This window comes from Streptomyces sp. NPDC057939 (genome assembly GCF_042887545.1).
GTDB lineage: Bacteria > Actinomycetota > Actinomycetes > Streptomycetales > Streptomycetaceae > Streptomyces.
In genome coordinates this window covers 1-25,889 of record NZ_JBHVPG010000036.1, presented here as the reverse complement: position 1 = coordinate 25,889, position 25,889 = coordinate 1, and the positions used below count along the sequence as shown (strand labels likewise).

The following is a 25,889-nucleotide window of genomic DNA, read 5'->3' as shown; positions in this document are numbered from 1 at the left end:
GCCCTTTTGGGGGGTTGGGCCGTCCGCCCGGGGGGGCCGCCCGGGCCCGGGGGGGGGCGGGCCCCGCGCCGGGCCCGGCCCCCCCGCCCCCGACCGCTGTGCCGCCGGGACGGCGACGGGACTACGTGATCCTGACGGTGTCGCGCACGGTGACCTGGTCGATGTCGGTGGTGCGCACCGTGAGGTTCAGGGTCCACTCACCGGCCATGGGCAACCGCAGGTCGTACGTGGCCCAGTACCCCTTCTGGTTCTTGAGTTCGGCGTCCAGCGGGCCGATCCCGAGGTCGTTCTGGGTGAGGGTGAGTCGCAGTTCGGGAACGGTGGCGAGGCCGCCGTCCGCGGTGAACACGACGGCTTCGACGGTGTTCTCGCCGACGCGTCCCGGCGCCAGCGTGATCTGCACCGTGCCGCGGTGGTCGGCCGTTCCCATGTCGAAGGGGACCGTGACCACCTTCGCCTGCGGTTCCTGCGCGGAAGTCCCCGGAGCACCGTCGGCGGCGCGGCTGGGCTGGGTTCCGGTGAGCAGGGTCGAGAGGGCCAGGACCACGATGCCGAGTACGGCCTCGGCGGCGACGGTGCGGCGCAGGCCGCGCCGGTACCCGTCGGTCTCGACGCCGGTCGGACCGGCGGCGTCGACCGGCTCGTCCCCGTCGGGCCCGTCCGCCGTGCCACCGGGACCCGTCGGCGTCGGGGAGGAGGGCGCGCCGACCGTCTCCACGACCCGTGCCCGCTCGGGCCGGGGCGCGGGCACCGTCGAGGACTCGGCGGTCGGCGGAGCCTCACTGACGAGGCGGGCCGTCCAGCGGCGGGAGAAGGACGCCGCGCACAGCACGAGCACCACGGCGGCGATCTTCACGACGAGGGTCCTGCCGAACGAGGTGGTGAACAGCGCGTCCCACGATCCGACCTGTCGCCAGGACTGGTACATGCCGGTGCCGACGAGAACGACCACGGCCACGAAGGCCAGGGTGGAGAAGCGGCCGATCACGGACGCCGGTACGTCACGACCGCCGGTGCCTCGGCCCCGGAGGAGGACCATCAGGGTGATCAGGCCGCCCAGCCAGACCCCCATGGCCAGCAGGTGCAGTACGGCGACCGGCACGGCCAACGGCACCTGGATCCCGGCGGCGGCGTGTTCCGCGGCGGCCCAGGTGAACGCCAGGGCCAGGGCGAGCAGCGCGCCGAACAGGCGGACACCGGCGCCGAGTTCCTCCCGCGGAGTGCCGCCGTCGCTGCGTTCGAGCCTGGCGGACGACCGCCTCAGGTACACCGCCGCCACCGCGAGCAGCACGAGCCGTGCGATCAGGGCGCCGCCGGGCCTGCCGGTGGCGGTTCGGCCCAGTTGTGCCACGTCGAACGCCGAGCCCACAGTGCCGCCCGTCTCGTACGGGCCGCGCAGCAGGAACAGGGCCAGGGTGGACACCGCCAGCGTCACCCATCCGACTGCCGGCACCCTGCGTACCCGACGGACCGCGGCCGAGGAGGGTCGGCACACCAGAACGAACGCGGCGGCGCCGACGAGGAGGGCCAGTCCGCTGTACGCGACGTAGCGGAAGAAGCCGTACAGGCGGCCGGCCGCCGTGTCCTCCGGGGCCCCCGTCCCCACCACGGCGGCGGTCTCGGACGGCTTGCCGACGGAGAAGACGAACGCTCCGGAGATCGGGTGGCCATCGGCGGAGACGACGCGCCAGGCCACGGTGTAGGTGCCCTGCGGCAGCTCGGCGGACAGTTCCACCCGTGCCGTGTTGTCCTTGCCGTCCGCGTGCTGCGCCGGGCGCGGGTTCGCGCGCTCGTTGTCCGGCGACAGCACTCTGAGCGAGTCCTCGGAGAAGCTGACCGATTCGGTGAAGGTGAGCGTGACCTGCCGCGGAGGGGTCTTGAGTACGACGCCGTCCGCGGGATCGGACCCGCTGAGGCTCGCGTGCGCGGAGGCCGGGCCCGCCCCGCCGAGGATCAGGGCGAGCACGGCGACGACCAGCGCCAGGACGGTCGACGACGTCCGCGCGGAAGGCGATCCGGTGTGCATGAAGGGGCAGCCTCCGAATGGACGGTCGCCGGCGGCGACGCCACCGCCCGGATCGCGGTCGTACGGAGGAACAGCCGGACGGTACGGCTCGCCGGGGGCGACGGGACGGACTCCGGCGGGGCCGGAGGGCATGGCGAGATGTGGACGATAGTGCGACCGGCGCCCGAGCGGCGCTGGTTGAGCAACTTCGGCTAAAGCACGCCCCGGAAGGCGCCTCCCCGGGCACCGTCCTGTATGGGGCGGCAGGAACACGCCCCGGCCCGGGGCCGGGGCGGTGTCCCACTCGGCGCCGTCGCCGGCGTTGACGTCCGGTTCAGGCTTCCTGGCCCGTCGCGGCGAGGACGATCTCACGGACGGTGACGTTGCGGGGCCGACCGTAGGCGTAGGCGATGGCGGCGGCCACCTCGTCCGGGTCCAGCGCGCCGCCCGCCGACTCCTTCCACGCCTGGTAGTCGCTCTTGATCCGCTCGTCGCTGGTGTGCGACAGCAGTTCCGTCTCCACGGCCCCGGGAGCCACCGTCACGACCCGGACCCCGGTGGCGGCCACCTCCTCGCGGAGGTTCTCCGACATCGCGTGGACGGCGAACTTGGTTCCCACGTAGGCCGCGTGGTTCGGGAAGGTCTTGCGCCCGGCGACCGAGCCGATGTTGACGATGGTGCCCGCGCCCCTCTCCAGCATCCCGGGCAGGACCGCGCGGGTCGCGAACAGCAGGCCCTTCACGTTGATGTCGAGCATCCGCTCCCACTCGTCCACCGGCTGGTCGGCGATCCGGCCCAGCAGCATCGCGCCCGCGTTGTTGACCAGCAGGTCCACCGGCCCGTAGCGCTCCTCGGCCTCCCGCACGGCGGCCTCCACTGCCGGCCGGTCGGTGACGTCGGTCTTCCGGCACAGCGTGTCGGGCAGTCCCAGCGCCTCCAGCCGCTCCAGCCGGCGGGCCACCAGGAGCAGCGGATGGCCCTGGGAGGAGAACAGCCGGGCGGTGGCCGCGCCGATGCCGGAACTGGCACCGGTGATCACGATCAGGGGCTTGGGCATACCGGTCGGGGTCCTTCCCATCGGGGCGCGGGGGCGGCGGGAGCCGCCGCGGCACGCGCCGTCGGCTCCCGCCCCAGGAGACCACCGCCGGTCGGACCCTGCCCGCCGCCGCCGGGCGTGGTGCCGCACGGCCTGCCGGGATACCCCCGCGCGGCGCAACGCGCGGCCGGACCGCACACCTGCCGGGCGGTGTGCGGTCGGCCCGGTGATCCGGTCAGGAATCGGAGCGGAATGCCCCGTGGACGCGCAGGTCGCCGTTGATCGCCACCTTCCCGTCGTTCGTGTGCATGATCCAGTCGCCCGCGTCGCGGACCGAAAGGTGTGCTCCGGCGTTCACCTTCCCCTGGAGGCGGGACTCGCCCTGGACGCGCAGCATGCCGAGGGTGGTGAGGTCTCCGTTGACGGTGACGGTGTCGCCGGCCGCCACCTCGCCCTCGGCCTCCAGGCGGCCGTGGACGATCAGCCGCGGCGGGCCGTCCTGCGTCTCCAGCACGTTGTCGACGGTCAGCCCGCCCTGGAGGGTGAGACGTTCCTCGACCCGGGCCCGGTGGGTGACCAGGTCGTTCAGGTCCGCCTTGTCGGCCGCGACGGTCCCCCACTGGCGGCTTCCGGCGCCCTGGAACACGTTCAGCCCGGAGGCCGGGAACTCGATCCATCCGTCGGTGGACGTGCGGCCCTGCACCCACTTCGTGTTGATGCCGTTCAGGTCCGCCAGGTCGGCGGCGACGGTTCCCCAGTCCTGCTTTCCGTCCTTGCGGACGTTCACTCCCGACTGCGGGAACTCGACCCATCCCTTGCCCGAGTCCCGGTCCCCCACCCACCGGGTGTTGACGCCGGTCACGCTGATCCTGTCGGCCGTGACGGTTCCCAGGTCGCCTCCTCCGCCGCGGCCGACCCTGATCCCGTCGGACGGGAAGCCGATCCACCCGGCGTCGCTCTCGCGTCCCCGGACCCACGTCGCGGTGACGGTGTCGACGTCGGCCCTGGCCGCCGTGAGGGTGCCCGGTTCGTCGGCGGCGTCGCGGATCCGGGCGCCCTGCGCGGTGAGGACGATCCTGCCCCTGTCGGTCGTGCCCTCGATCCAAGGACTGTGGATGCCGGCGGTGGCGGTGACGCCCTCGAACTCGGGGCTGCGCAGGTGGACCGTGGTGGTGAGGAAGTACCCGGCCTGTTGTCCGCCCGGGGAGGTGGCGATCAGGGTGTACGTGGCGTCCCTCCCGGGCTCCCGGCCCGCGGGCGGCGACCACTGCCAGCCGGTTGCGCCCGGTGTCGGCGCGACGGTCTCCGGTTGGCCCTCCGGGCCCTGGATCCGGTAGGTGAGGGTGTCGGGCCCGTCCCACAGCAGGACGACGTCCTGGCCGCCGGCCACCAGGGACTGGCGGGCACGGAAGTTGCTCGGGACCTTGGGCAGTTGCTTCAGCAGGCTCAGGGTCACCGGGTTCTTCTGCACCCTGGCGCCGTTCGCCGCCCGCTCCGTCACCCGCAGCAGCACGAGTCCCGCCGCGCCGGAGACGGGGAAGCCGTCCAGGACCAGGACCATGGAACCGGCCTCCTGGAACAGCGCGTTCGGCCGGGCCGTCACGGTGAGGACGCCCGTGTTGTCGTCCCAGGTGAGGAGGGGCTCCTCGCCCTGCCTCGTCGCGGTGTTCCGCTCGATCCGCGCGGTGATCGCCTTCGGGTTCGCCGTCAGGTCCCCGGCCCCCTGGCCGCAGGGCACCCGTAGCTCGATGGAGTACCAGATGACCTCGTCCATGGTCGGGTTGGAGACGACGACGTGGACCGATCCTCGGCGTTCCTCGCCCGCGACCGGCACCTGGAGCGGAGCCGGATCGGCGAGTATGTCGTAGTGCAGAGAAGCCATGGCTGAAGACCCCCTGTTGACGCTGTCCGACGCTCGCCCCGACGGGCGCAGCCACTCCAGCACAACACCCACCGGACGGGCCGACACCCGGATCATCCCCAACCGGCGCGAAACAGACGTCCACTGTCCGATTCGGGAATCTCCCACTATCCGAGGGCGCGCCCCGGGCGGAGGGCTCCGCCCGGGGGCGTCCGCCGGGTGCGGGGTCCGGGCCGAAAATGGTGCCCGCCCCTCCGGCCCGCGGCCTATTCTGATCACCACCTCCGGACGCGGCGCCCGTGCTACGCGTCCGTCATGAGCGCGCCTTCCCCACCGGCGGCGTCCGGCTCGCCCTCACCGTGCGCGGCCCGGTCGTCCACGTGCGATGAACGCCACCGGACGGGTCGGGGAGCCGCGCACGATCCATCACACCTAAGGCACCCCGTGGACAGTGAGCGCATACAGATCTGCCTGGACATGCTCCGGCAGGCACGGCAGCTACCCGTGGACGACGCCCGGCGCCGGTCGTTGGAACGGGCCGCCGGCGACCTCGTCCGCGACGGTCGTCTCAGGCGTCGCACCGAGGCGCGCGCGGTGCGGGCCGCAGCCGACGCGGAGTTGCTCGCCACCACCGCGATGGGTGCCCGCGACCGCGTCATGGACGCCGCTCTGCCCGCGCCGGCCCCGCCGGGGCGAGGTCCGACGGCCCCCGAGGACGTTCCGCTCCACCCGGGGCCGTCCGCGGGGCGCCGGTTGCCGGACCGTGCGCCGGACGACGACGGTCCGGAACGGCTGCTCAACCGGCCCCTGCGCTGCTACGTCTGCAAGAACCACTACCTGCGCGTCCACGACTTCTACCACCTGCTGTGTCCCGAATGCGCCGGTGAGAACCTCGCCCACCGTGCGAACCGCACCGACCTCACCGGCCGGCGCGCGCTGCTTACCGGCGGCCGCGTCAAGATCGGTTTCCAGGTCGCGCTGATGCTCCTGCGGGACGGCGCCGAGCTGACCGTGACCAGCCGTTTCCCCCAGGACACGGTGCGCCGGTTCGCGTCCGTCCCCGACGCCGCGCAGTGGTGGTCGCGGCTACGGATCGCCGCGCTGGACCTGCGCGATCCCCGGCAGGTCCTCGCCTTCACGGACCACGTGCTGGCCCAGGGGCTGCCCCTGGACATCCTGATCAACAACGCGGCCCAGACGCTGCGCCGCTCCCCGCAGGCGTACGCCGCGCTGGCCGGCGGCGAAGGCACGCCGGCCCGGGCGTCCCTCGGCACGCCACGGATCTGGACCGCTCCGGGGTTCTCCGTACCCGGCCCGTTCACCGCGGCCCTGCCGTGGACGGCGGAGCTCGCCCCACGGGTCCCGGCGCCCCGCGCCCCCGGTACCGCGCGCACGGCGGACGCCCCGCCGGCCGTCCCGCCGTCGCGGGAGGGCGTGGACGAGGCCGGCCTGCTGCCCGAGACGGCCGCCACCAACTCCTGGACGCTGCGTCTGGGGCAGATCGACCCGGCGGAGCTGCTGGAGGTCCAACTGGTCAACGCCGTCGCGCCGTTCCTGCTCGCCGACCGTCTGCTGCCCCTGCTGGACTCCTCCCCGCACCCCCACCGCTACCTCATCAACGTGTCGGCGGTCGAGGGCCGGTTCACCGTCCACAGGAAGACGGGCGACCATCCGCACACCAACATGGCCAAGGCCGCGCTGAACATGCTCACCCGCACCAGCGCGGCCGAGCTGGCCGCCCGCGGCATCCACACATGCAGCGTGGACACCGGGTGGGTCACGGACGAGAAGCCCCTGCCCGCCCGGAACCGGCACGCCGCCACCGGCTGGCGGCCGCCGCTGGACGTCGTGGACGGCGCCGCCCGCGTCTACCACCCGATCGTGCGGGGGCAGGCCGGAGCGCCCGTGAACGGCGTCCTCCTGAAGGACTACCGGGAGGTCCCGTGGTGACCCCTCCGGCCTCCCCCGCGGATCCCGTGGCGGACGCCACCGCAACCACCACCGCTCCCTGCCGGTCCTACCGCTCCCGCCGCTCCCGCCGGCGGATCCGCTCCGCTAGCCGGTGAGCCGCTCCGCCGCCGAGGCGAGGGTGAACTCCGTCCAGACGGTCTTGCCATCCCGGGTGTAGCGGGTGCCCCATCGTTCGGTGAGCTGCGCCACCAGGAAGAGGCCGCGGCCGCCCTCGTCGGTGGTGCGCGCCCGTCGTAGGTGCGGAGCGGTGCTGCTGCGGTCGGAGACCTCGCAGATCAGGCTGCGGTCGCGGATGAGCCGCAGGGACACCGGCGTACCGCCGCCGTACCGGTAGGCGTTGGTGACCAGTTCGCTGACGACCAGTTCGGCGGTGAAGGCCAGCTCCCCCAGGCCCCACCTGGTCAGCGTGGTGTCCGCCAGGTGCCGCGCCCGGGCCGCGGCGGTCGCCTCCGCGGGCAGCTCCCAGGAGGCGACCCGCTCCGGCGCCAACACGCGGGTGCGGGCCAGCAGCAGGGCGACGTCGTCCGGCGGGTGCTCCGGCAGCAGGGCGTTCTGCACCGCCGCGCAGGTCTCCTCCAGCGAGCGGCCGGGCCGGGACAGCGCCCCGCGCAGCCGTTCGAGTCCCTCGTCGAGGTCGAGGCCGCGCGCTTCGACCAAGCCGTTCGTGTACAGCGCCAGCAGGCTCCCCTCGGCGAGTTCCAGTTCGGCGGACTCGAAGGGGAGTCCGCCCAGCCCGAGCGGCGGCCCCTCGGGCAGGTCGGGCAGGCTCACCGTGCCGTCGGAGGCCACCACGGCGGGGGGCAGGTGACCGGCCCGGGCGAGGGTGCAGCGTCGGGAGACGGGGTCGTAGACCGCGTAGAGGCACGTCGCACCGACGATCTGCCGGCCCTGTGGGCGTCCGCCCGCGGGCTCCTGCTCGGCCGCCAGCCGGTTGACCAGGTCGTCCAGGTGGGAGAGGACCTCGTCCGGGGCGTAGTCGAGGCCGGCCAGGGTGTGCACGGCCGTGCGCAGGCGGCCCATGGTGGCCGCGGCGTGCAGACCGTGCCCGACGACGTCGCCGACGACGAGGGCGACGCGGGCCCCGGAGAGGGGGATGACGTCGAACCAGTCGCCCCCGACGCCGGTGGCGGGATCGGCCGGTAGGTAGAGGTGGGCGACGTCGACCGCACTGTACTCGGGCAACTCCTGCGGCAGCAGGCTGCGTTGCAGGGTCAACGCGGCCTGGTGCTGCTGGGTGTAGCGGCGGGCGTTGTCGATGCACACGGCGGCCCGCGCGGCGAACTCCTCCGCGAGCGTGAGGTCGTCCTCCTCGAACGGTTCGGGCCGCTCGGCCCGCCACAGGCTGAGCAGGCCGAGGAGCAGACCGCGGGCCGTCAGCGGTACGACGATCAGCGAGTGGGCGTCCAGACCGAGGGCGCGCCGTGCGCGTTCCGGGTCCCGGAAGTACCAGCCGGGGCTGCTCCGGAGCACCGGTTCGAGGATCGGTTGCTGTTCGGCCAGGCACCTTGCCTGCGGGGTACGGGGGTCGAAGTGGAAGACCTCTCCGGCGGAGTGCATCACCCGCAGCGCCTCCTCCACGACCGAGTGGACGGCCATCCTGCGGACCGATCCGCTCTCCCCCTCGGGGCTCTCCTCGCCCCGGGCCACCGACTCCAGCAGGTCCACCGAGACGGCGTCCGCGAGGTCGGGGACGGCGGCGTCCGCCAGCTCCCGGGTGGTCCGTCCGAGGTCGAGCGTGGTCCCGATGCGGGTGCTCGCCCGGTTGAGCAGGGCGAGCCGTCGCCGGGCGCGGTAGCGGTCCGTGACGTCCTCGACCAGCTGGGTCACTCCGAGGATCCCGCCGGAGGGGTCCTCCATCCGGAACGCCGACACCGCGACGACCCGCTCACGACCGGGGTCGCTCCTCAGGTGACAGGGCTGCTCGGTGAAGATCAGGGGGGCGCCCGTGTCCAGCACCCGCCGCAGTCTGGTCTCGATGGTCTTCAGGTCCGGCCCGATGAGGAAGTCGCCGATGCGTCGCCCCCGGATCTCGGCCGCGGAGAGTTTCGTGAACCGGGCCAGGGCCCGGTTGATCCGCAGGATGCTCAGGTCGGGGGCGTGGACGGACAGGCCGATCGGGGAGCGCCGGAACAGTCCGTCCAGGACCGACCGGTCCGTCTCCCACCGGATCACCTCCTCCGCCGGGGCGACGACGAGGAACCACTCGCGGGTCGAGCCGGCGCGGATGACGGCGCGGGCGCGGAAGCCCAGCTCGACCCGTCGCCCGCTGCGGTGCAGGACGGGCAGGACACCGGACCACCCCCGATCCCGCACGCACTCGGCCGCCGCCTCCCGGACCACCTCACGATCCCCGGGATCGAACAACACTTCGAATGCCATGCGGCCCAGCACCTCGTCGGGCAGGTGGCCGAGGTATTCCTGCGCACGCTCGCTCCAGCCGACGACCCTGCCGTGGTCGTCGAGCACGACCGAGGCCGAGTTCCGCAGCGCGAACGGGTCCTCGGGCGCTTCACCGGATCCGGGCGCTGGTGCGTCCATCGCTGCCACCCTTCGACCTGCCGATCGGACCGCACAGCGGGCATTGCCCCGAGACCACCCGGCGTGACCTGGTACCGGGCGGTCGCCGTACCTCCAGTATCGCCGCGCCGCCGCACCTCGGCAGAGGGCCGGCCAGGGCACGCCCCGACGTCCAACGATCCCCCGTTCCGGGCCGGGACGCCGGCGCGCCGTCCACACCCCCGGACCGGGCGGGACCCGGCCGGCCCGACGACCCCGCCCGACCGCCCCGCCCCGCGGAGCCTGTTTCTCGGGCACGGGGTTCGGGGCGGGACCCGCGCCCGGCCGTGCCCCCGGTCCTGTCCGCGTCGGAGGGCAACCGACCGACATCCGGCCCGCTGACGGTCCGGTAGATTCGACGACACGGCTGATCTTCAGGGGAGCGGCAGATTGCCGCGCGTGCGACACGGGGGCAGTGGGTGCGGAGCGGACACGCGCAGGACCTTGGGCGGAAGGCCCTGCTGGAGTGCTGGCGCGCCATCGAGCTGTTCGGTCCGCCGACCATCCCGGCGCTGCCCCGCCGGCGTCCCGCCGCGCGCTCCGGGCCGAGCGACGAGTACGTCATCGACCTGACACCGGAGCCGGGCCGGGTGCCACCGCCCCTGCCGTGGGCCACGGACCATCCGCAGACGGGGGCACGACGGGCGCCGTTCGGTCGGATGTGGCGGCACGAGGTCTACGGCGGGGTCTTCGACCTGGAGTTGCTTCGCCGAGCGATGATCGCGGTACTGCCGCCGGGCACCGATCCCGATCCCGGCGTGCCGCAGTCCGAGCTGGTGCTGTCGGGCCAGAGCGCGATGTTCGCGCTGGTCCTGGATGACGAGGGCAGGCCGATCGAGGACACGTCCGTGGTCTCCGCCTGCGCCTGGGCGACGGGCCGACTGTTCGATCCGGGGCCGTCCCAACCCGGTTGGTTGGACGGTTTCGAGGAGCTCGACGACGCCTTCGGACGAGCCATCGACGCACTCACGGCCACCACGATCCCCTACGGCCCCACCGCCCAGGCCACCGGCACGGAGCACGAGCGGTTGCCGGACCCCGGGGGCGCGGCGGGAACGCGGGCGGCGACCGGCGCCAGGAGCTGGCAACTGCTCCTCGCCGAGATCCTGGGCGGCGCCGCCGTGGGCGCGGTCGGGGCCCTGTTCGGGGAGGTCGCCGGCGCCGCGCTGCAGGGCGCGGCGGAGCCCCTGGTACGCCGCACCGCGGACTGGGTCGCGGCCCGGCGCCCCGCCGAGGAGCAGGTGGACTCCGGGCGGCCGGACGGCACCGGGGGCGTCCCCGAGGGGACGTCGGCCGACGGTCCGGACCTGCCTGCGGAACAGGGCGCCGGCGCCGGTCCCCGTCCGCTCGCGTTCGCCGACCTGGTCGCCCTGACCGCGCAGATCGCCGACCTGTGCGGAGTGCGGGAGCACCTGCGGCCGCAGGTGCTCCGGGTGCGCAGCAGGCTGGTGCGCCGGCCGCAGGACCCCCGTACGAAGGTCGCCGCCGCGGCCCCGTTCCTGAACAGCCTCCTGCCGCCCGATCTGGCCCGGGTGTCCGCGGCCGTCGGCACGGGCATCGGGCCGGCGCTGGAGGCGTACCTGACCGAGCTCGACGCCGTCGCGGTGGGGGCCAGGACGGATGTGCGCCGGGACCGCGGGGTCGTTCTGGCAGGGGTGGCTCCGGATCTTGTCCCGGCCGGCCGCTGGCCCGCGCCGGTGCGGTTCCCGCTCGCCCTGAGCCAGCAGTTCGCGGTCGACCGCCTGCTCGCCGACCGGGCGGGGACCGAGGGCGGGATGTTCTCCGTGAACGGACCGCCCGGCACGGGCAAGACCACGATGCTGCGCGACCTGGTCGCCGCCCTGGTCGTCGAACGGGCCGCGGTGCTGGCCACGTTCGACCGGCCCGGGCAGGCGTTCACCGGTCCGGCGTGGCGGGGCAACGACCGCCAGGGCAGGCACGCCCGGTTCGTGTCGCCGCTCGACCCTCGGCTGACCGGGTTCGAGATCGTGGTCACCTCCTCCAACAACGGCGCCGTGGAGAACATCACCGCCGAACTGCCCGGCATCGGCGCACTCGACGAGCACTGGCACGACGGCCCCGACCACTTCTCCGACCTCGCCTCCGCGCTCCTCGGCGGGCCGGCCTGGGGCCTGGTCGCGGCGGTGCTCGGCAACAAGGGCAACCGCAAGGAGTTCGGGGACCGGTTCTGGTGGGGCCGGTTGCCCGAGAAGGAGACCGAGGCCCGCAAGGCCGCGGAGCTGCCGCCGCTGCGCGGCATGCGGGAGATCCTGAGCGACTGGATCCCTCCCCGGCGGCAACCCGGCGGCCTGCGTCCCGTCACCCCGGCGGAGCCGGTTGCGGCGGCCGGGCCCGCTCGGCCCGTACCGTCGTGGACCGCCGCCGTCGCGGCGTTCCGTACCGCCCAGGCCGAGGTCGAGCGCCTGCGGGCCGGGCGCACCCGGCTGGCCGGGGCCCTGGCGGCCGTCGAATCCCCGTCGGCCGGGCAGCGGATCTCGGATCTGGAAGCCGCCGTGTCCCGGGCCGACCGGCATGTCGCCACCGCCACCGCGGCCCTGGACCGGGCCGGCGCCGCAACCGCCGCCGCCGGGTCCGCCACCGCGGCTGCCGAGGCCGGCCACCGGGCCGCATCCGAGCACGTGCCGCAGGCCCGCCGGGAACTGGCGACCGCCCGCGCGGACCTGTCCGTCGCCCGTGAAATGGCCGCTCACCACCGCGAGTACGCGACCGCGCTCACCGCCCGCCACGACGCGCCCCCGGACGCCGAGCGGGGCCTGCGCGGCGGGCTGCGCCGGCTGCTGCGGAGCACGGCCGAACGCGAGGCCGCCGAACGACACCACGAGCAGACCCGGGCCGAGATCGCCCACCAGCTCGTCCGGCAGCGCGCCGCGCTCGACGACTGCCTGGAGCGGGTCGCCGCGGCCGTGCGCGCCGAGTCCCTGGCCGTGGACCGGCACACCCGTTCCGGTACCGCCGTCGACGACGCCGCCGCCGACCTCACCGACGCCCTCGACCAGGAACGGGCCGCGCGCACACGGGAGTCCGCGGCAGCCACCGCCCTCCAGCACGCCCGACAGGTCGCCGACTCGTCCCGCCGCGACCTGCGCGTCGCCGTCCGCGAACTCGACGGCCGCCATCGGGAACTGCGGGAGGCGGCCCGGGGCCTGCCGTCCTTGCCGCTCGGCTGGTCGCACCTCGACGAGGCCGAACAGGAACTCGGCTCGCCCTGGGCGGACGAGGCCTGGTCCACCGCGCGCAGCGACCTCTTCCTGCGCGCCCTCGACCTGCACCGCGCCTTCGCCGCCGGGGCCGCGAAAAGGGTCCGCGGCAACCTTCAGGTCCTCATGGAGCTGATGGCCGGGACCAACGGGCCGGTCCCCGACGCGGAGGTCGAGCACGCGTGGCGGACCCTCTTCCTCCTGGTTCCCGTCGTCTCGACCACCTTCTCCTCCATCGGCAGCATGTTCGCCCGCCTCGGCCGGGAGTCGATCGGCTGGGTCCTCGTCGACGAGGCCGGGCAGGCCACCCCGCAGGCCGCCGCCGGTGCGCTGTGGCGCGCCCGCCGTGCCGTTCTGGTCGGCGATCCGCTCCAGCTCGAACCCGTCGTGACCATGCCCACGGCCCTTCAGCGCCGACTGCTGCGCGCCTACGGCGTCGACGAGGCTTGGCTGCCGTCGGCCACCTCGGCCCAGGCCGTCGCCGACCGGACCAACCGCTACGGCACCTACCTGCCGGCCCCGGACACCGACGACGAGGACGTCTGGGTGGGCGCGCCGCTGCGCGTCCACCGCCGTTGCGAGGAGCCGATGTTCACGGTCAGCAACGAGGTCGCGTACGGCGGCCTCATGGTCCACGGCACCCCGTACGAGGCGTTCCCCGACGCGGAACGGGACGGCCTGCTGCCCAGCCGCTGGCTCAACACCGACGACCCGGCCCGCCCGGCCGACGCCCCGTGGGGCGAACGCGACCGTCGGGCCTTCGAGTTCGTCCTCGACCACTTGCGCAGGCACGGCGTCGGCATCGAGCGCGTGCGCGTCATCGCCCCTTTCCGGGCACTCGTCGGCGGATGCCAGAAGGTCTGCCGCGGCCGCGAGGACTGGACCTCCGAACTGATCGAGGAGCGCTGCGCCACCGTCCACCGCGCCCAGGGCAAGGAAGCCGACGTGGTCGTCCTCGTGCTCGGCGGCGGCCGGCCCGGCGCCCGCGACTGGGCGGCCCGCACGCCGCACCTGCTCAACGTCGCGGCGAGCCGCGCCAAACGCCGCCTCTACGTCATCGGCGAGCGCGACCTGTGGGCCCCGCTCCCGCACTTCGACGTCCTGGCTTCCGAGTTGACGGAGTTCCACCACCTCCGTGACCGCGCCACCTGGCCGCCGGACGGCGACCGGACCGTGGCTCGGGGCCGTCACTCGTACGTGACGGCCCCGAGTGGGACGGGCCCCTGATCGGACGGGCCCCGAGTCGACGCCCCCGCCCGAACCGACCCCGCGCCGCCTACACGGGGACGCGAGATTCCTCCGTCGGCCCGTTGGGGTACGCGAGCTTGGCCCGGTAGTACGTCTCGGCGGCGTCGGCGAACCGGTTGACGAAGTGCGCGTTGATCGCGGCGCCGGCCAGCGCCCCGATGAAGGGCAGGGCGCCCGTGACGGCCTTCGAGCCGAGCATCACCGAGAACTTCACCGCGATCTTGTGCGCGTTCATCTGCAGTGCCGGCTTCCCCAGCTTCAGCACCATCTTGCCCCCGGCCTTGCCGGCCACCTTGCCGGCGATCACCGTCGCCCCCGTGTGACCGCCCTGCGTCAGGATCTGCGTCAGCACGGCCTGCGTGAACGTCGGGTGCGCCGCGTTCACGGCGATCAGGGTCGCGGCCCCGCTCGCGGTGACCGCGGTGACGCTCAGGGCGTCCGGTTCCACCGCCCCGGACCACAGCCCCAGAATGATCGCCAGGTCGTCCTCGGCGTCCACCGGCGCGCCCAGTTTGTAGCCGATGCCCCACGCGCAGACGGCCATCTTGCGCAGCAGGACCACGAAGTCGGCCGCCAGCGTGGCCATGTGGGCCACCGGTATCGCCATCGCGGCCGCCCCGGCGGCAGCCGCCTGCGCGATCTGGGACGTCCGCCAGCTCTGGAGGCTCTTGTAGTTGACCACTCCCTGCGCCGCCGCGCTGCTGTCCCCACCCACTTTGTTGAAGGCCTTCAGGAACATCTCCGCCGTGATGTCGGCTGCCATGGTCCACCCTCCCGACATTCGCGCGCCCGCCCTCTACGGGCACCATCCGGTCCTGTCCTGGCCCCGTCCGGCGCAAACTCGCCCCTTGAGGAGGGCCGTCGACCACGGTCGTACGACGGGCCCGTCCGGCCGCGTCCGACGCCCGTCCGAGTTCGGTGTCGGACACCCGGCAGGCCTCCAACCTTGGAATACGTCACCGGGAACCACCCGGGACGGATGTCTCCCGGGGAGGAGCCCCGCGATGGACCTGGTTCATCTGTCCGACGCCCTGCTGAATCATCTGACCGATCTCGTCCCGTACTTGCAGTTCGTCGCCGCGACCGGCGGAGCGGTGGCCGTGGTACGCCGCGCCACCCGCGCGGGCCGCCGCTACCTGCGCGACCGCCGGAGCCGCACCGACGTCGGGAACTGAACGGAAGCACCGAATTCGTGGGAACGGCGGTGCCCGGCGCACCGCCGTTCCTACGATCGACCCGTGACCGACAAAGACAACGGCCGGGCCCCGCACGACGGGCCGTCACCCGGCCGAACGCCCCGCGAATGGTTCGCCGACCTGCTGCGCGCCCACGTACGGGAGCGGGGCGGCGGCTCGTACAACGACCTGGTGCGGGCCACCGAGCGGGCGCACCTGCCCGTGGCCCGCTCGACCCTCGCCGACGCCCTCTCCGGCAAGCGCGTCCCGCGCCTGGAGACCGTCCAGAACCTGGTGGCCGCGCTGCACCACCGACAGGGGCTGCCCGGCGAACCCGACCTACCCGCCTGGGAGCGCGACTACGAGTACCTCCTGGACCTCCAGTCCGAACGCCGTTCGGGAACCCGCTCGGCCACCGACGCCCGCGCCGCCTCCGAGGGCCGTACCTGGCCGCGCCGGTTCGGCCCGCTGCCCGAACCCGCCCACTGCTTCCTGGCCCGGCCCGCGCTGCGCGTCCCCTCGGGGCCGGGACGGTTCCTGCTCAGCGGAGCGGGTGGCGTGGGCAAGACGCAAACCGCCGCCGAGTACGTCCGCGAACGCCTGACGGCCGGCACCCTGGACCTCGTCGTCTGGGTGACGGGCGCCTCCCGCGAGGAACTCGTCTCCGAACTCGCCGCGGTCGCCGCCGACCTCACCGGCACCACCCGGCCGGACGCCGAGGCCACCGCGGCCCAACTCGAAGGGTGGCTGGCCCGCGCCCGACGCAGTTGGTGCGTCGTGATCGACGACCTCGCCCGGCCACAGGACCTCGACGGCCTGTGGCCGCCGCACTCCGAGAACGGCGTCACGCTGGTGACGACGCGCCGGCGGGACGCGGCCCTCCAGGCCCGCGGCACCGTCATCGACCTCACCCTCTTCGACGAACAGGAATCCCTGGCCTACCTGACCTCCCGGCTCGGCCCGCACCACGCGGCCCCCGAGGACCTCGCCGCGCTCGCCGCCGACTTCGGCCACCTGCCCCTCGGACTCGCGCACGCGGCCGCGTTCCTGCTCGACAACGGGATCAGCCCGGCCGCCTACCGCACCCGCCTCGCCCGGGAAGGCTCCAAGCTCGCAGGCCTGGTGCCCGACGGCTCACTCCCCGACGAATATCCGCTGCCCCTGTCCGCCGCCTGGTCGCTGTCGATCGAGCGCGCCGACGAACTGCGGCCGAGCGGCCTGGCCGGACCCGTCATGCACGTCCTCAGCCTGCTGGACGGCACCGGTGTTCCCGGCGAACTCATCGCCACCCCGGCCCTGTCCGCGCTCGCCCCGAGGCACTCCGGCGCCGCCGCCCTCGACGACGTCCACGACGCGGTGCACAACCTGCGACGGCTGAGCCTCCTCTCCGTCGACACCACCGCGGCCCGTACCGAAACCGGCCCCACCGCCGAGCCCGGCCCGGGCGGCGCCCTCGCGGGCAAGGCGATACGCGTCCACGCCCTGCCCCAACGCGCCACCCGCGACCGGCTGGACCCACCGGAACGCCGTACCGCGGTGAGCACCGCCGCCCAGGCCCTCGTCGAAGGCTGGCAGGCCCCAGGCGTCCCGGCCCGCCTCGACCGGGCACTGCGCGCCAACGCCTTCGCCCTCGCCGGCCACGCCCGGGAGGACCTGCTCACGCCCGTGCCCCACCCCGTGCTCTACCGCATGGGCCACAGCCTCGGCGACTCGGGCCAGGCGACGGCGGCGCTGCGCCACTTCCGTCGACTGCGCGAGGTCGTCGAGGCCCGCTTCGCACCGGACGACGAGATCAGCCTCGACACCCGCGGGCACCTGGCGTGGTGGCAGGCCAAGGCGGGCGACCCCGCCGGAGCGGCCCGCGCCTACGCCTCCCTCCACGCCGACCAGGCACCCCTGTACCCGCCGGACCATCCCGGCCTGCTCCAGACCCGGCAGAGCGCCGCCGTCTGGCGGGGTGCGGCCGGCGACCCCCACGGGGCGGTGGTGGAGCTGAAGTACCTGTACGAACTGCGCATCGGCCTGGGTCGAGCCGGGGACCGCGACACCATCAGCAACCGCAACCACCTCGCCAACTTCCTCGCGGCCGCCGGAGACCACGCCGGAGCCCTGGCCCTGCACGAACAGGCCTGGCGCGAGGACGAGGCACGCCTCGGACCCGACCACCCGGACGTCCTGCGCGCCCGGTCGGCCGCCATGCACCACCGGGGGGAACTCGGCGACGTGCCGAGCGCGCTCGCCGCCCTGCGGGACCTCCTGGAAGTCCAGCAGGCCGAAGACCCCGACGGTCCCGACACCTTCGCCACCCGCGCCCGCATCGCCGATTGGACGGGACGTGCCGGCGACCCGACCAAGGCGGTCGCGCTGCTGGAACCTCTTCTCTCCGACCGTCTGCGCGTGATGGGCCCGGAGCACCCGCACACCCTGGGGACCCGCATGGACCTGGCCCGTTGGCGTACGGCGACGGGGGAACCGGCCCGCGCCGCGACCGAACTCACCGAGCTGCTGGCCGACGAGGAGGAACTCCTCGGTCCGAACCACCCCGCCCTCCCGGCCACCCGCACCGCCCTTGCCGACGCCTTGGACGCCGCCCGACGGAACACCACCTGAGCCGCGGGGCAACCGCGCCGCGCCCGGTCAGAGGGTGCCGCGCGCATCGCGCGGCCCCTCCGCGCGGCGCGGCGTCCCGCGCCGGTCCTCGTACGACGGACCAGGGCGGGCGGCCGGTTTCGGCCCGGAGCTGGATGATCAACCGGTGATGCCGCGCGGGCCGACGCTGTTAGGTTCGGCCAGGCCGTCAGGGCTCCCCCTTGGCGCCCCGCCGATCACCACCCCGCCCCGGGCCCGCTCCGGCGCTCCACGGCAGGTTCGGGCTCCGGCCCGGGCCCCGGCGGGCCCCGCAGGCGGCGCGGGCACGGGCCGACACCGAGGACGAACGATGACGACGCTGGACCGGATGGACGTGGGCCTGCGCGCCCTGCACCTGCTGGAGGGCCAGCGCATGGCGCAGCGCCTGTTCGCGCACGTGATCGCCACTCAGGTGATCAAGCCCGGGCGCAGCGAGGAAGAGGTCGACAACCGGATCGCCCTGATCGCCCGGGAGGTGTTCGGTGTGCGGGCGGGCCGGGTCCGCCGCAGGTTCGTACGGTCGTGGCCGAGCGCCGTGGTGGGCGGGCGGTGTCCGGAGCGGGTCATCGGCGCGCAGGACCTGGTCGTGCTGGACTTCGAGTCGCTGTTGGCCCCGTACGAGACGGGCTTCGCCCGGACCGTGGCCCTCGGTGACGGCCCCGTGCGTCGTGGCCTCGTGCACGATCTGGCCGCCGTGGCCTCCGGCGCCCGGGAGGCCTTCCGGGCCGACGAGTCCATCACCGGGCGCGAGCTGTACGCGAAGGTCCGCGGCCTGGCGGCCAGGGCCGGCCGGAGTCTGGGCGTCCGGCACTGCGGTCGGCTGACCGGCACCGCGGCCGCCGCGCACGCGGAGGGGGCACGACCCGAGGTGTTCATCGGTCCGGACAACGACCGGCCCCTGCGCCGGACCCTGGAGGAGGGGGTACGGGCCCACTGGATCCTCCAGATCCACCTCCTCGACGAGCACCGCGGTCCCGTCGCCGTGCAGACGGAACTGCTCGACCTCGTCTGACCGAGCATTGGTCCGTGCGGGCCATGCCGGGGCCGCGTGCGGCTGGCGGGTGGGCCGACGGGGCACCTGTGGGGCCGTGACAGAACACAAGAACCATCGATACGCGATCACCGTCGAACGCCGGAACGACGCCTGGCACTGCACCCGCCTGGACCGCACCGCCCTCACCGGGCTCGACGAGGCCATCGCCGCGGTCCGCGCCGTCGGGGCCTCGGAGCCGGTGTTCGGATTCTTCAACGCGGACGAGTCCTTCTTCCTGATCCTGCGTTCCGCGAACCCTGGTTCCGCGACGGCCGAAAGCGCACTGCTGCTCTCGGACGCCCGCGCCGCGCACCGGCACACGCTCGCGGCCCAGGCCCTGGACGCCCTGCGCATCACGCCTCCCGAGGAGGACGCACCCGGCGCGCGCCCGGCCGGGGATCCGGGCATCCTCGCCGACCTGGGGCTCACCGCCGAAGCCATGGCCGCCGTCCTGGCCGGACCGGACGGCGTGCCCGACGACCAATTGCGTGCCGTCGCGGACCGGTGCGGTTTCACCGCCGAGTTCGACCGACTGCGCCGGTAGGGCCGGTACGGCCGGTCCTTGTCGCCGTTCCTCCCACGAAGCGAGGCGGGGCGGGGCGGGGCGAGGCGGTCGGCCGGTCGGGTTCCCGCGGCGGGAGCCCGACCGGCCGGCGCCCGTGGCGGGCAGGAGCGCCTTCGCCGTCGCTACGTCGGCCCCGGCGTGAGGGGCTCGATGATCGGCGCGCCGTCCAGGTCGGTCATGAAGTCCCGGTGGACCGGCTTCTTGTCCGTCGGCTCGGGAAGGTTCGGGCATGCGATGCCGTCGCCGTCCCGGTCGAGTCCGTTCGGGTCCAGCGGGGCCGCGCGCAGCACCGCTTGCGCGTCGGCCTGCGCCTTGAACGCCTCACAGTCGGCCACGTGGCCCTTGTTGACATAAGGAGCGACGTCGAAGGTGCGCTCCGGGGCTTCGTTGCCGGAGCATCCGGTCAGCATGATCGCCGCGATCACACCGACCGCCACCGCGAGGGACGTACGACGCCCCGGTCGCGGCCGGCGGTCCCGGCCGTTGTGGATGGTGCGTGACTGGTCCGCCATGGCCCTAGACCGATCCCGTCCGGAACACCGCGACGTTGCTGTTGTCCGGGTCGAGGGCGTACAGCTTCCCCGTGGTGTTGTTCACGGCCAGGGAGCCGAAGTGCCGAGACTTGCCGAGTGTGGGTTGCGTCAGCACGGTGGTGCCGTCGACCACTCCCAGGCCGCCCGGTGCGACCTGCACGCCCGTCTGCAAGTCGGTCGCGAGCACTTGCGCGCTGAAGACCCTGTTGAAGTTCTTCAGCACGACGAGCTTGTGCTCCGGGTTTCCGAGGGCACCCGAGCCTTTGCAGGACGTCACCTGGTTGGTGGCCTTCTTGCCTTCCACTCGGCTGATGCGGCCCGCGAGGGCGCCGCATTCAGGTGAAAGTCCACCGCCGGCATAGATGAAGACCGACGCCGCCGAGGCACTGTAGACCGCGTATTGGACACCGTAGGGCGCATCCGGTCGTTCGTCGATCGTCGTCGAACCACCGTTGTCGGGATCGATGACGATCGTCGTCCCGACCGACCTCGCACCGTTGGTGCTCTTCAGGTCCTCGACGCACCTGGCGGCAAGGAGGTAGACGAGGTTGCGGTTCGGATCGAAGGCCGTGATGCCACGGGCGGAGCCGGTCGAGAAGTGCCCGTGGCCGGTGATCCTGTCGCAGCCCTGCTTCGTCGGGAGCTCCGCCACGATCCTGGCCTGATGGGTCTGCGTCGAGATGGCGTAGAGGCCGATGTTGAGGCTCGCACTGTTGCCCATGCCCTGCTTCGCGAAGTACACCGTGTGGCGCGCGGTGTCGAAGGAGAAGTTCATGCTGCCGCTGGTGTTCGCGAGTCCTGCGGAAGGCAGAGGGACCGGCGTGGCCGTCGAGGTGCCGGGCGCGATGTAGGCCACCGCCGAGCCGGCGTTCAAACCGCCGCCGACGTAGACCTCGCCGCTTTCGGGAGAGACGGCCAGACCGGCGACCTTGGTCGTGTAGCCGCTGACGCGGGTCACTTGATTGCCCTTGGTCGTGTCGATGATCGCGACACCGCCCGTACCCCCGACGTAGACCTGTCCCGTGTTGGGGTTGACCCCGATCCGGTCCGGGCTCGACACGGCGCCGGAGACGTCGATCGGAGCACCGATCGGCGTGTCCGTCCTGCCGTCGATCACGGTGACGCTGTTGCCGACGCTGGATGCGACGTACACGCGATCGGCCTTCTCGTCGACCGCGACGTCGGCCGGGCCCGCGCCCACCGGGATCGTGTCCTTCGCGCTCTCCGTCGGTGAGGTGTCGTACAGCGTGTACGACGACTTCTGGCCCCGACCGCACTTGTTCTCCTGGCCGACCGCCACCATGTTGTAGTCCGGCTCACCGGTCAGCAGTCCGGCGATCTTCAGGTCGTCGATCGTGCCGTAGTGTCCGTACTTCGCACAGTAGGACTCCTCCGCCGTTCGCAGGATCGCGGCGTCCGCGGCGACCGCGCTCCCGCGGCCCTTGTCGCCGATGCCCCTGACGGAGAACACCACGATGGCGGACAGGACGCCCAGGATCACGATGACCACGAGCAACTCGATGAGCGTGAAGCCGTCCTGACGTCCGGTGCGTGGGCGGAACGGGCGATGGTCCGGTCTCATGGCGTTCGGGGCTTCCTTCGATCGATGGGTCACGTTCGGCCCGAGTGCGCGCGGGGGCCTCTGCCGCGTCACGGTGTGCCCCGCCGCACGGGCTCGACGTCCTTGGGCCCCGGCAGGTCCCGGCAGGCGATGCCCTTCCTGTCACCGTCGAGTCGATTCGGGTCTTCCGGGGCGAAGCGCAGGACGGCTTGCGCGTCCGCCTGGCTGGCGAAGTCCCGGCAGTCGTAGGCGTCGTTGCCGTGGCGTACGAAGTAACGAGCGTCGAAGGTTCGATCCGGCTGCGGGCAGAGGCCGCTACGGATGTCGCCAGGACCGCACGTGAACTGCTGCGCGATCAGGGGAACCGGTGTGGTGTCGCGCGGTTCCGGCAATCCGCGACACGCGACGCCCCCTCCGTCATCGAGGTGGTTCGGATCGCTGGCGTCGGCCCGCAATACCGCCTGGGCATCCGCCTGATTGGCGAAGCCCGGGCAATCGAAGGCGTCGCCGTGAGTGAGGTACTCCTTCACGTCGAACGGCTCGTTGTTGGGGCAGAGTCCGCTGCGCGCGGTCCCCGGCGTGCACCACTCGCGCTCCGGCCTCTGGGCCCGGGCCGGCGCGTCCGACCCACCGCGTACGAACACCACGACGCCCATCGCCACCGCGACCACCGCCAGTGCCAGCACACCACGCCTGATCGCGCGTGAGCCCGTCAGCCTGCTCAACACTGCCATACCACGCCTCTGCCCATCGTGCCGCCGGCCCCTTCCGCGCATCCCGCAGCGGGCTGACGACATGCGCCCACTAGGCCCGTTGCCGTTCGGATACGCGTATTAGATCCACAGCACGCAAGGTTGTCAACGATTGACTACTGGGGTTCCAGGTGAGCACCATCTAGGCGCGTGCGGCGCTTTCGTGCCGGAAACCTCGCAGATGCCCATGAGTTTCGCGCATGTGCCTGATCCAGCCGACAGAACGCCCCTCCGGCAGCCGCCACCCACCAGATCCACGAGGAGTAGCAGATGCACACAAGGTCCAGCCGCACCAGAAGCGGTCCGCACCCCGGTCGCACCGCGATGCGTCGGATGCGGAACGCGTTCGCGGCGGGCGCGCTCGCGACGGCGCTCATCGCCGCCGCGGCACCGGCAGCATTCGCGACGACGGATTCGGAGGTGGGTGTCGCGAACAACATGTATCCCGCCCTGAAGGACATGAGGAGTCACATCGCGACGGCCAAGTCGTTCACGCCGTTCGTCGCGAACCCCGCATCGCAGGTCGGCGGGTTCTGGAACAAGCCCGTGATCGACACGTCGACGATGCGCGGGATCACGTCGGGAAGCCTGCGTCAGCAGCTGAAGAGCGCCGGCCCGTACACCACCTGCAACCCGTCCTCGTCGAACAACTGCGAGAACGGGCCGCTGCACATCGACGCGTTCCTGTCGGCGGACGAAGCCAACGTGGACGCGGTCATCCCGACCGCGGACGGCGGCACGTGCACGGCGAGCGGCAGCGTCGAGTGCAACGGCGACGCATCGAGCAAGCACCTCGTGGCAGTCGGGCGTCTGGCGATCTACAGCTGTAACGGCACCTGGGCGGGCTCGACCAAGGGCGACGACCCGTCCAACGCCGCAAGTCCGCCCCTGGCATTCGGCGCGGACGCCAACGGCAGCGGCAACGGCAAGGCGCAGTCGCCCCGTTGTGACGCGACGCCGGTCCCGGGAGGCGCGCCCACCACGATCCCGGACGTGGTGACCTGGCTGGGGACGAGTGGGAACCGGATCGCGGTCGCCGACCCGGCCTCCGCACCGTTCGGCGCCGCGTCCAAGCAGGCGCTGGTGCAGAACGGGTTCACGTGGACCGACAGCGGGGCGGGCCAGAACGTGTTCCGCGGCAGCGCCTGCGACAGCGCGGGCACCGCGTGCAAGGTGCGCCTGGAATCAGGAATCAGCCAGGTGCGCGGAGCGGTGACGGCGAACGCCGGCGGCAACACCCAGTTGGGTCTCGTCGCGAAGTCGAACGTCATGAGCGTGAGCTGGACGTCGAGTTCGCTGAACGGCACCACGGGCAATGACCCCAACACGTGGACCGAGGTCAACCCGGGCGCGTACTCCGGCTACGGGACCATCGCACAGTACGGCGTCGCCCTGAACGGCGGAAACGCCGGTGCCGCGGCCGTCTGGAGCGACCTGTTCAACAACGACTGGGACTACGACGCCACCATCCAGCAAACCCTCGCCGCCTACGGCTACTAGGCGACCCGGAAGACCGGGCAACGGACCGTCGGACGGGCGCGAACCCGCCCACCGACGGTCCGGCGTCGCCCATTCCTATGCACCAGGCCCTTAGGAGGGTCCTCACCCATGCACAGATCATCACGTCGGCACCTCACGCCGGACGGCCCCGCCGCCGCGGCCACGCACGGTCGGCGGCGCCGCATCCCGACGATCGCCTTCGCGGTGGCGACCGTCGTCATGGTCGCCACGCCGGCCTCGTCGACCGGCGTCAACACGACCGGCTTCGGGACCGCCACGCACCTCGACGACAACGGTCGCGGCAGCGGCGCCGTCGCGCTCGGCGATCTCGACAACGACGGCGAGCCGGACCTCGTGACGGCGATCCGCACCGAGGGCGTCGGCGTGTTCCTCGGATCGGGCGGCGGAGGATTCGGCGCCGTGACGAAGTACGCGGCGCCACTGACCTCGACCAGCCGCTTCCTCAACTCGGTGGAGATCCGGGACGTCAACGGCGACGGCAACAAGGACGTCATCAGCCAGGACGCGCGCGGCAACGTCGCCCTGGTCTGGCTCGGCGACGGATCCGGGGCTCTCGGCGCCGGTACGGCGGTGCAGCTCAACCCGTTGCCCGGCTGCGACACCACGGGCGACAACCCGTGCGTCGCACGTTTCCCGGCCGGCGTCACCGTGGGCGACTTCGACGAGGACGGCAAGCAGGATCTCGCGACGTCCAACGCGAACACGAGCAACGTCTCGGTCGTGCTGGGCAACGGCGACGGCACGTTCGGCGCGGCGGCCCAGTTCGCTCTGAGCGCCGGCTCCGGCTCGCAGGGCGTCGCGGCCGCCGATCTCAACGGCGATGGCCATCTGGATCTCGTCACGTCGAACTCGTCGGCCGGCACGCTCTCCGTGCTCCTGGGCGACGGGGACGGGAGCTTCGGCGCGGCGTCGAGCGTCTCGGCCGGGATGACGTTGCCGTCCAAGCTCAAGCTCGCCGACGTCAACGAGGACGGCAAGCAGGACGTCGTCGTGGTGGCGCCCGGCACGCCGGGGCGCGTCGCCGTCCTGCTCGGCAACGGCGCGGGCGGGTTGGGCACCGCGAGCCTCCTGTCGGCGGGATCGAACCTCACCTCCGCTTCGGTGGCCGACCTCAACGGCGACGGCCACGTCGACCTGGTGGTCTCCAGCGCCGGCTCGAACGAGGTCATCGCGTTCGAGGGCAACGGCGCGGGTGCGTTCGGCAGCCCGCTCGTATTCGGGCTGGCCGGCGGCATCAACCCGCAGTCCACGGCGGTGGCCGACCTCAACGGCGACGGGCGTCCCGATGTCGTCACGGCCAACAGCAACAACGCGGCGACGTACGCCAAGGACGCCTCGGTGCTGCTGAACACCACGAACCGGACGCCGACCGCGGCGAACGACGCGTACGGCAAGGTCGGCGCGGACACCGCGCTCGTCGTCGGCGCTCCCGGTGTCCTCGGCAACGACACGGATCCGGACGGCAGCCCGCTCACGGCGGCTCTCGTGACCGGCCCGACGCACGGCACCCTCACGCTCAACGCGAACGGTTCCTTCAGCTACCAGCCCGGCAGCGCGTACGTCGGAAGCGACAGCTTCACGTACAAGGCGACCGACGGCACCGTCGACTCGAACATCGCGACCGTGACGATCAACGTTTCGGCCGGCTGCAACGGTCTCGCCGCCACGATCACCGGCAACGGGACCGTGAACGGCACGAACGGCGCCGACGTGATCGTGACCGGCAACGGGGTCGACAGCGTCAGCGGCAACGGCGGCAACGACACCATCTGCACGTTCGGCGGCAACGACGCCGTGTCGGCCGGCAGTGGCAACGACCACGTCGACGGGGGTGACGGCAACGACGCCATCACCGGCGGTGACGGCACCGATGCCCTCAAGGGCGGGGCCGGCAACGACGCGCTCTCCGGCGGCAACGGCAACGACACCGTGGTCGGCGGCGCCGACAGCGACACCCTCTCCGGTGGTGGCGGCGCGGACGTCTGCGCCGGCGACGCCAACGGCGGTCCGACGCTCCCCGGCACGGACGCGATCGCGGCCGGCGGCTCCTGCGAGACCGTGGTCGAGGTGCCGTAACCGACGGGCCGTTCCTTGCGGCCCGTCATGAGATCCCCATGTACGGGACAGGCCCGGCGGTGAAGCTGATGCCGAGGCCCTGCGCCCGCCGGAGGGGCCCGGTGTCGTGTTAGCAACTCCCCGCCCCCGCGACTGAGTATCCGCGCCCCT

Annotated in this window: 16 protein-coding genes; 8 read left to right on the top strand and 8 right to left on the bottom strand. The window is 73.0% G+C overall.

Features of this window, described 5'->3' with window-relative positions; translation table 11 throughout:
* Window positions 1–121 precede the first annotated feature (121 nt).
* The 3 genes from ACFVS6_RS30030 to ACFVS6_RS30020 form a co-directional block, all read right to left on the bottom strand.
* On the bottom strand, window positions 122–2,026 hold the full coding sequence (locus ACFVS6_RS30030) for a copper resistance CopC/CopD family protein (RefSeq protein ID WP_389708724.1): 1,905 nt from the start codon (window positions 2,024–2,026) through the stop codon (window positions 122–124).
* A gap of 313 nt (window positions 2,027–2,339) precedes the next feature.
* On the bottom strand, window positions 2,340–3,062 hold the full coding sequence (locus ACFVS6_RS30025) for an SDR family oxidoreductase (RefSeq protein ID WP_389708722.1): 723 nt from the start codon (window positions 3,060–3,062) through the stop codon (window positions 2,340–2,342).
* Window positions 3,063–3,276: 214 nt separating this feature from the next.
* Window positions 3,277–4,923, bottom strand: a complete 1,647-nt coding sequence (locus ACFVS6_RS30020; RefSeq protein WP_389708720.1) for a hypothetical protein — start codon at window positions 4,921–4,923, stop codon at window positions 3,277–3,279.
* A 456-nt stretch (window positions 4,924–5,379) separates the two neighbouring features.
* Between ACFVS6_RS30020 and ACFVS6_RS30015 the strand changes: the two genes are divergently transcribed.
* The gene (locus ACFVS6_RS30015) at window positions 5,380–6,852 is read left to right on the top strand and encodes an SDR family NAD(P)-dependent oxidoreductase (RefSeq protein ID WP_389708800.1); all 1,473 of its coding nucleotides are present in this window, start codon (window positions 5,380–5,382) and stop codon (window positions 6,850–6,852) included.
* A gap of 105 nt (window positions 6,853–6,957) precedes the next feature.
* On the opposite strand, the gene ACFVS6_RS30010 is transcribed toward ACFVS6_RS30015, so the two are convergent.
* Window positions 6,958–9,411 (bottom strand): SpoIIE family protein phosphatase, encoded by a 2,454-nt coding sequence (locus tag ACFVS6_RS30010; protein ID WP_389708719.1) that lies wholly within the window; start codon window positions 9,409–9,411, stop codon window positions 6,958–6,960.
* 437 nt (window positions 9,412–9,848) lie between these two features.
* Here ACFVS6_RS30010 and ACFVS6_RS30005 point away from each other — a divergent pair, with 437 nt between their 5' ends.
* Complete coding sequence (locus tag ACFVS6_RS30005) at window positions 9,849–13,874, top strand: AAA domain-containing protein (RefSeq protein ID WP_389708718.1); 4,026 nt, start codon at window positions 9,849–9,851, stop codon at window positions 13,872–13,874.
* Window positions 13,875–13,923: 49 nt separating this feature from the next.
* Here the strand turns inward: ACFVS6_RS30005 and ACFVS6_RS30000 are convergent, their stop codons facing one another.
* Entirely contained in the window at window positions 13,924–14,658 is a 735-nt protein-coding gene (locus ACFVS6_RS30000) for a hypothetical protein (RefSeq protein ID WP_389708716.1), read from the bottom strand.
* A gap of 241 nt (window positions 14,659–14,899) precedes the next feature.
* Here ACFVS6_RS30000 and ACFVS6_RS29995 point away from each other — a divergent pair, with 241 nt between their 5' ends.
* The 4 genes from ACFVS6_RS29995 to ACFVS6_RS29980 all read left to right on the top strand — a co-directional run bounded on the left by ACFVS6_RS29995 (window position 14,900) and on the right by ACFVS6_RS29980 (window position 19,275).
* The gene (locus ACFVS6_RS29995; protein ID WP_389708714.1) at window positions 14,900–15,070 is read left to right on the top strand and encodes a hypothetical protein; all 171 of its coding nucleotides are present in this window, start codon (window positions 14,900–14,902) and stop codon (window positions 15,068–15,070) included.
* A 63-nt stretch (window positions 15,071–15,133) separates the two neighbouring features.
* Window positions 15,134–17,680 carry a tetratricopeptide repeat protein gene (locus tag ACFVS6_RS29990; RefSeq protein ID WP_389708712.1) on the top strand — a complete coding sequence of 849 codons (2,547 nt, stop codon included), beginning with the start codon at window positions 15,134–15,136 and terminating at the stop codon, window positions 17,678–17,680.
* 328 nt (window positions 17,681–18,008) lie between these two features.
* Window positions 18,009–18,710 carry a M24 family metallopeptidase gene (locus ACFVS6_RS29985; RefSeq protein ID WP_389708711.1) on the top strand — a complete coding sequence of 234 codons (702 nt, stop codon included), beginning with the start codon at window positions 18,009–18,011 and terminating at the stop codon, window positions 18,708–18,710.
* Between the two features lie 76 nt (window positions 18,711–18,786).
* Entirely contained in the window at window positions 18,787–19,275 is a 489-nt protein-coding gene (locus tag ACFVS6_RS29980) for a tRNA adenosine deaminase-associated protein (protein ID WP_389708709.1), read from the top strand.
* A 143-nt stretch (window positions 19,276–19,418) separates the two neighbouring features.
* Here ACFVS6_RS29980 and ACFVS6_RS29975 read toward each other — a convergent pair whose 3' ends face one another.
* From ACFVS6_RS29975 to ACFVS6_RS29965, 3 genes are all read right to left on the bottom strand, one after another.
* A complete protein-coding gene (locus tag ACFVS6_RS29975; protein ID WP_389708707.1) occupies window positions 19,419–19,808 on the bottom strand; it encodes an excalibur calcium-binding domain-containing protein in 390 nt (129 codons plus the stop codon).
* A gap of 4 nt (window positions 19,809–19,812) precedes the next feature.
* Window positions 19,813–21,411 (bottom strand): prepilin-type N-terminal cleavage/methylation domain-containing protein, encoded by a 1,599-nt coding sequence (locus ACFVS6_RS29970; protein ID WP_389708705.1) that lies wholly within the window; start codon window positions 21,409–21,411, stop codon window positions 19,813–19,815.
* Window positions 21,412–21,479: 68 nt separating this feature from the next.
* Window positions 21,480–22,076 (bottom strand): hypothetical protein, encoded by a 597-nt coding sequence (locus tag ACFVS6_RS29965; protein ID WP_389708704.1) that lies wholly within the window; start codon window positions 22,074–22,076, stop codon window positions 21,480–21,482.
* A gap of 336 nt (window positions 22,077–22,412) precedes the next feature.
* Here ACFVS6_RS29965 and ACFVS6_RS29960 point away from each other — a divergent pair, with 336 nt between their 5' ends.
* A complete protein-coding gene (locus tag ACFVS6_RS29960) occupies window positions 22,413–23,642 on the top strand; it encodes a hypothetical protein (RefSeq protein ID WP_389708702.1) in 1,230 nt (409 codons plus the stop codon).
* 108 nt (window positions 23,643–23,750) lie between these two features.
* Window positions 23,751–25,739, top strand: coding sequence for an FG-GAP-like repeat-containing protein (locus tag ACFVS6_RS29955; protein WP_389708700.1), 1,989 nt, complete (start codon window positions 23,751–23,753; stop codon window positions 25,737–25,739).
* Window positions 25,740–25,889: the final 150 nt, after the last annotated feature.

Bases quoted from the DNA above. Each gene is read 5' to 3' on its own strand.
- ACFVS6_RS30030 (WP_389708724.1), bottom strand. From the start codon at position 2,026: ATGCACACCGGATCGCCTTCCGCGCGGACGTCGTCGACCGTCCTGGCG.
- ACFVS6_RS30025 (WP_389708722.1), bottom strand. From the start codon at position 3,062: ATGCCCAAGCCCCTGATCGTGATCACCGGTGCCAGTTCCGGCATCGGC.
- ACFVS6_RS30020 (WP_389708720.1), bottom strand. From the start codon at position 4,923: ATGGCTTCTCTGCACTACGACATACTCGCCGATCCGGCTCCGCTCCAG.
- ACFVS6_RS30015 (WP_389708800.1), top strand. From the start codon at position 5,380: ATGCTCCGGCAGGCACGGCAGCTACCCGTGGACGACGCCCGGCGCCGG.
- ACFVS6_RS30010 (WP_389708719.1), bottom strand. From the start codon at position 9,411: ATGGACGCACCAGCGCCCGGATCCGGTGAAGCGCCCGAGGACCCGTTC.
- ACFVS6_RS30000 (WP_389708716.1), bottom strand. From the start codon at position 14,658: ATGGCAGCCGACATCACGGCGGAGATGTTCCTGAAGGCCTTCAACAAA.
- ACFVS6_RS29995 (WP_389708714.1), top strand. From the start codon at position 14,900: ATGGACCTGGTTCATCTGTCCGACGCCCTGCTGAATCATCTGACCGAT.
- ACFVS6_RS29985 (WP_389708711.1), top strand. From the start codon at position 18,009: ATGACGACGCTGGACCGGATGGACGTGGGCCTGCGCGCCCTGCACCTG.
- ACFVS6_RS29975 (WP_389708707.1), bottom strand. From the start codon at position 19,808: ATGGCGGACCAGTCACGCACCATCCACAACGGCCGGGACCGCCGGCCG.
- ACFVS6_RS29970 (WP_389708705.1), bottom strand. From the start codon at position 21,411: ATGAGACCGGACCATCGCCCGTTCCGCCCACGCACCGGACGTCAGGAC.
- ACFVS6_RS29960 (WP_389708702.1), top strand. From the start codon at position 22,413: ATGCACACAAGGTCCAGCCGCACCAGAAGCGGTCCGCACCCCGGTCGC.
- ACFVS6_RS29955 (WP_389708700.1), top strand. From the start codon at position 23,751: ATGCACAGATCATCACGTCGGCACCTCACGCCGGACGGCCCCGCCGCC.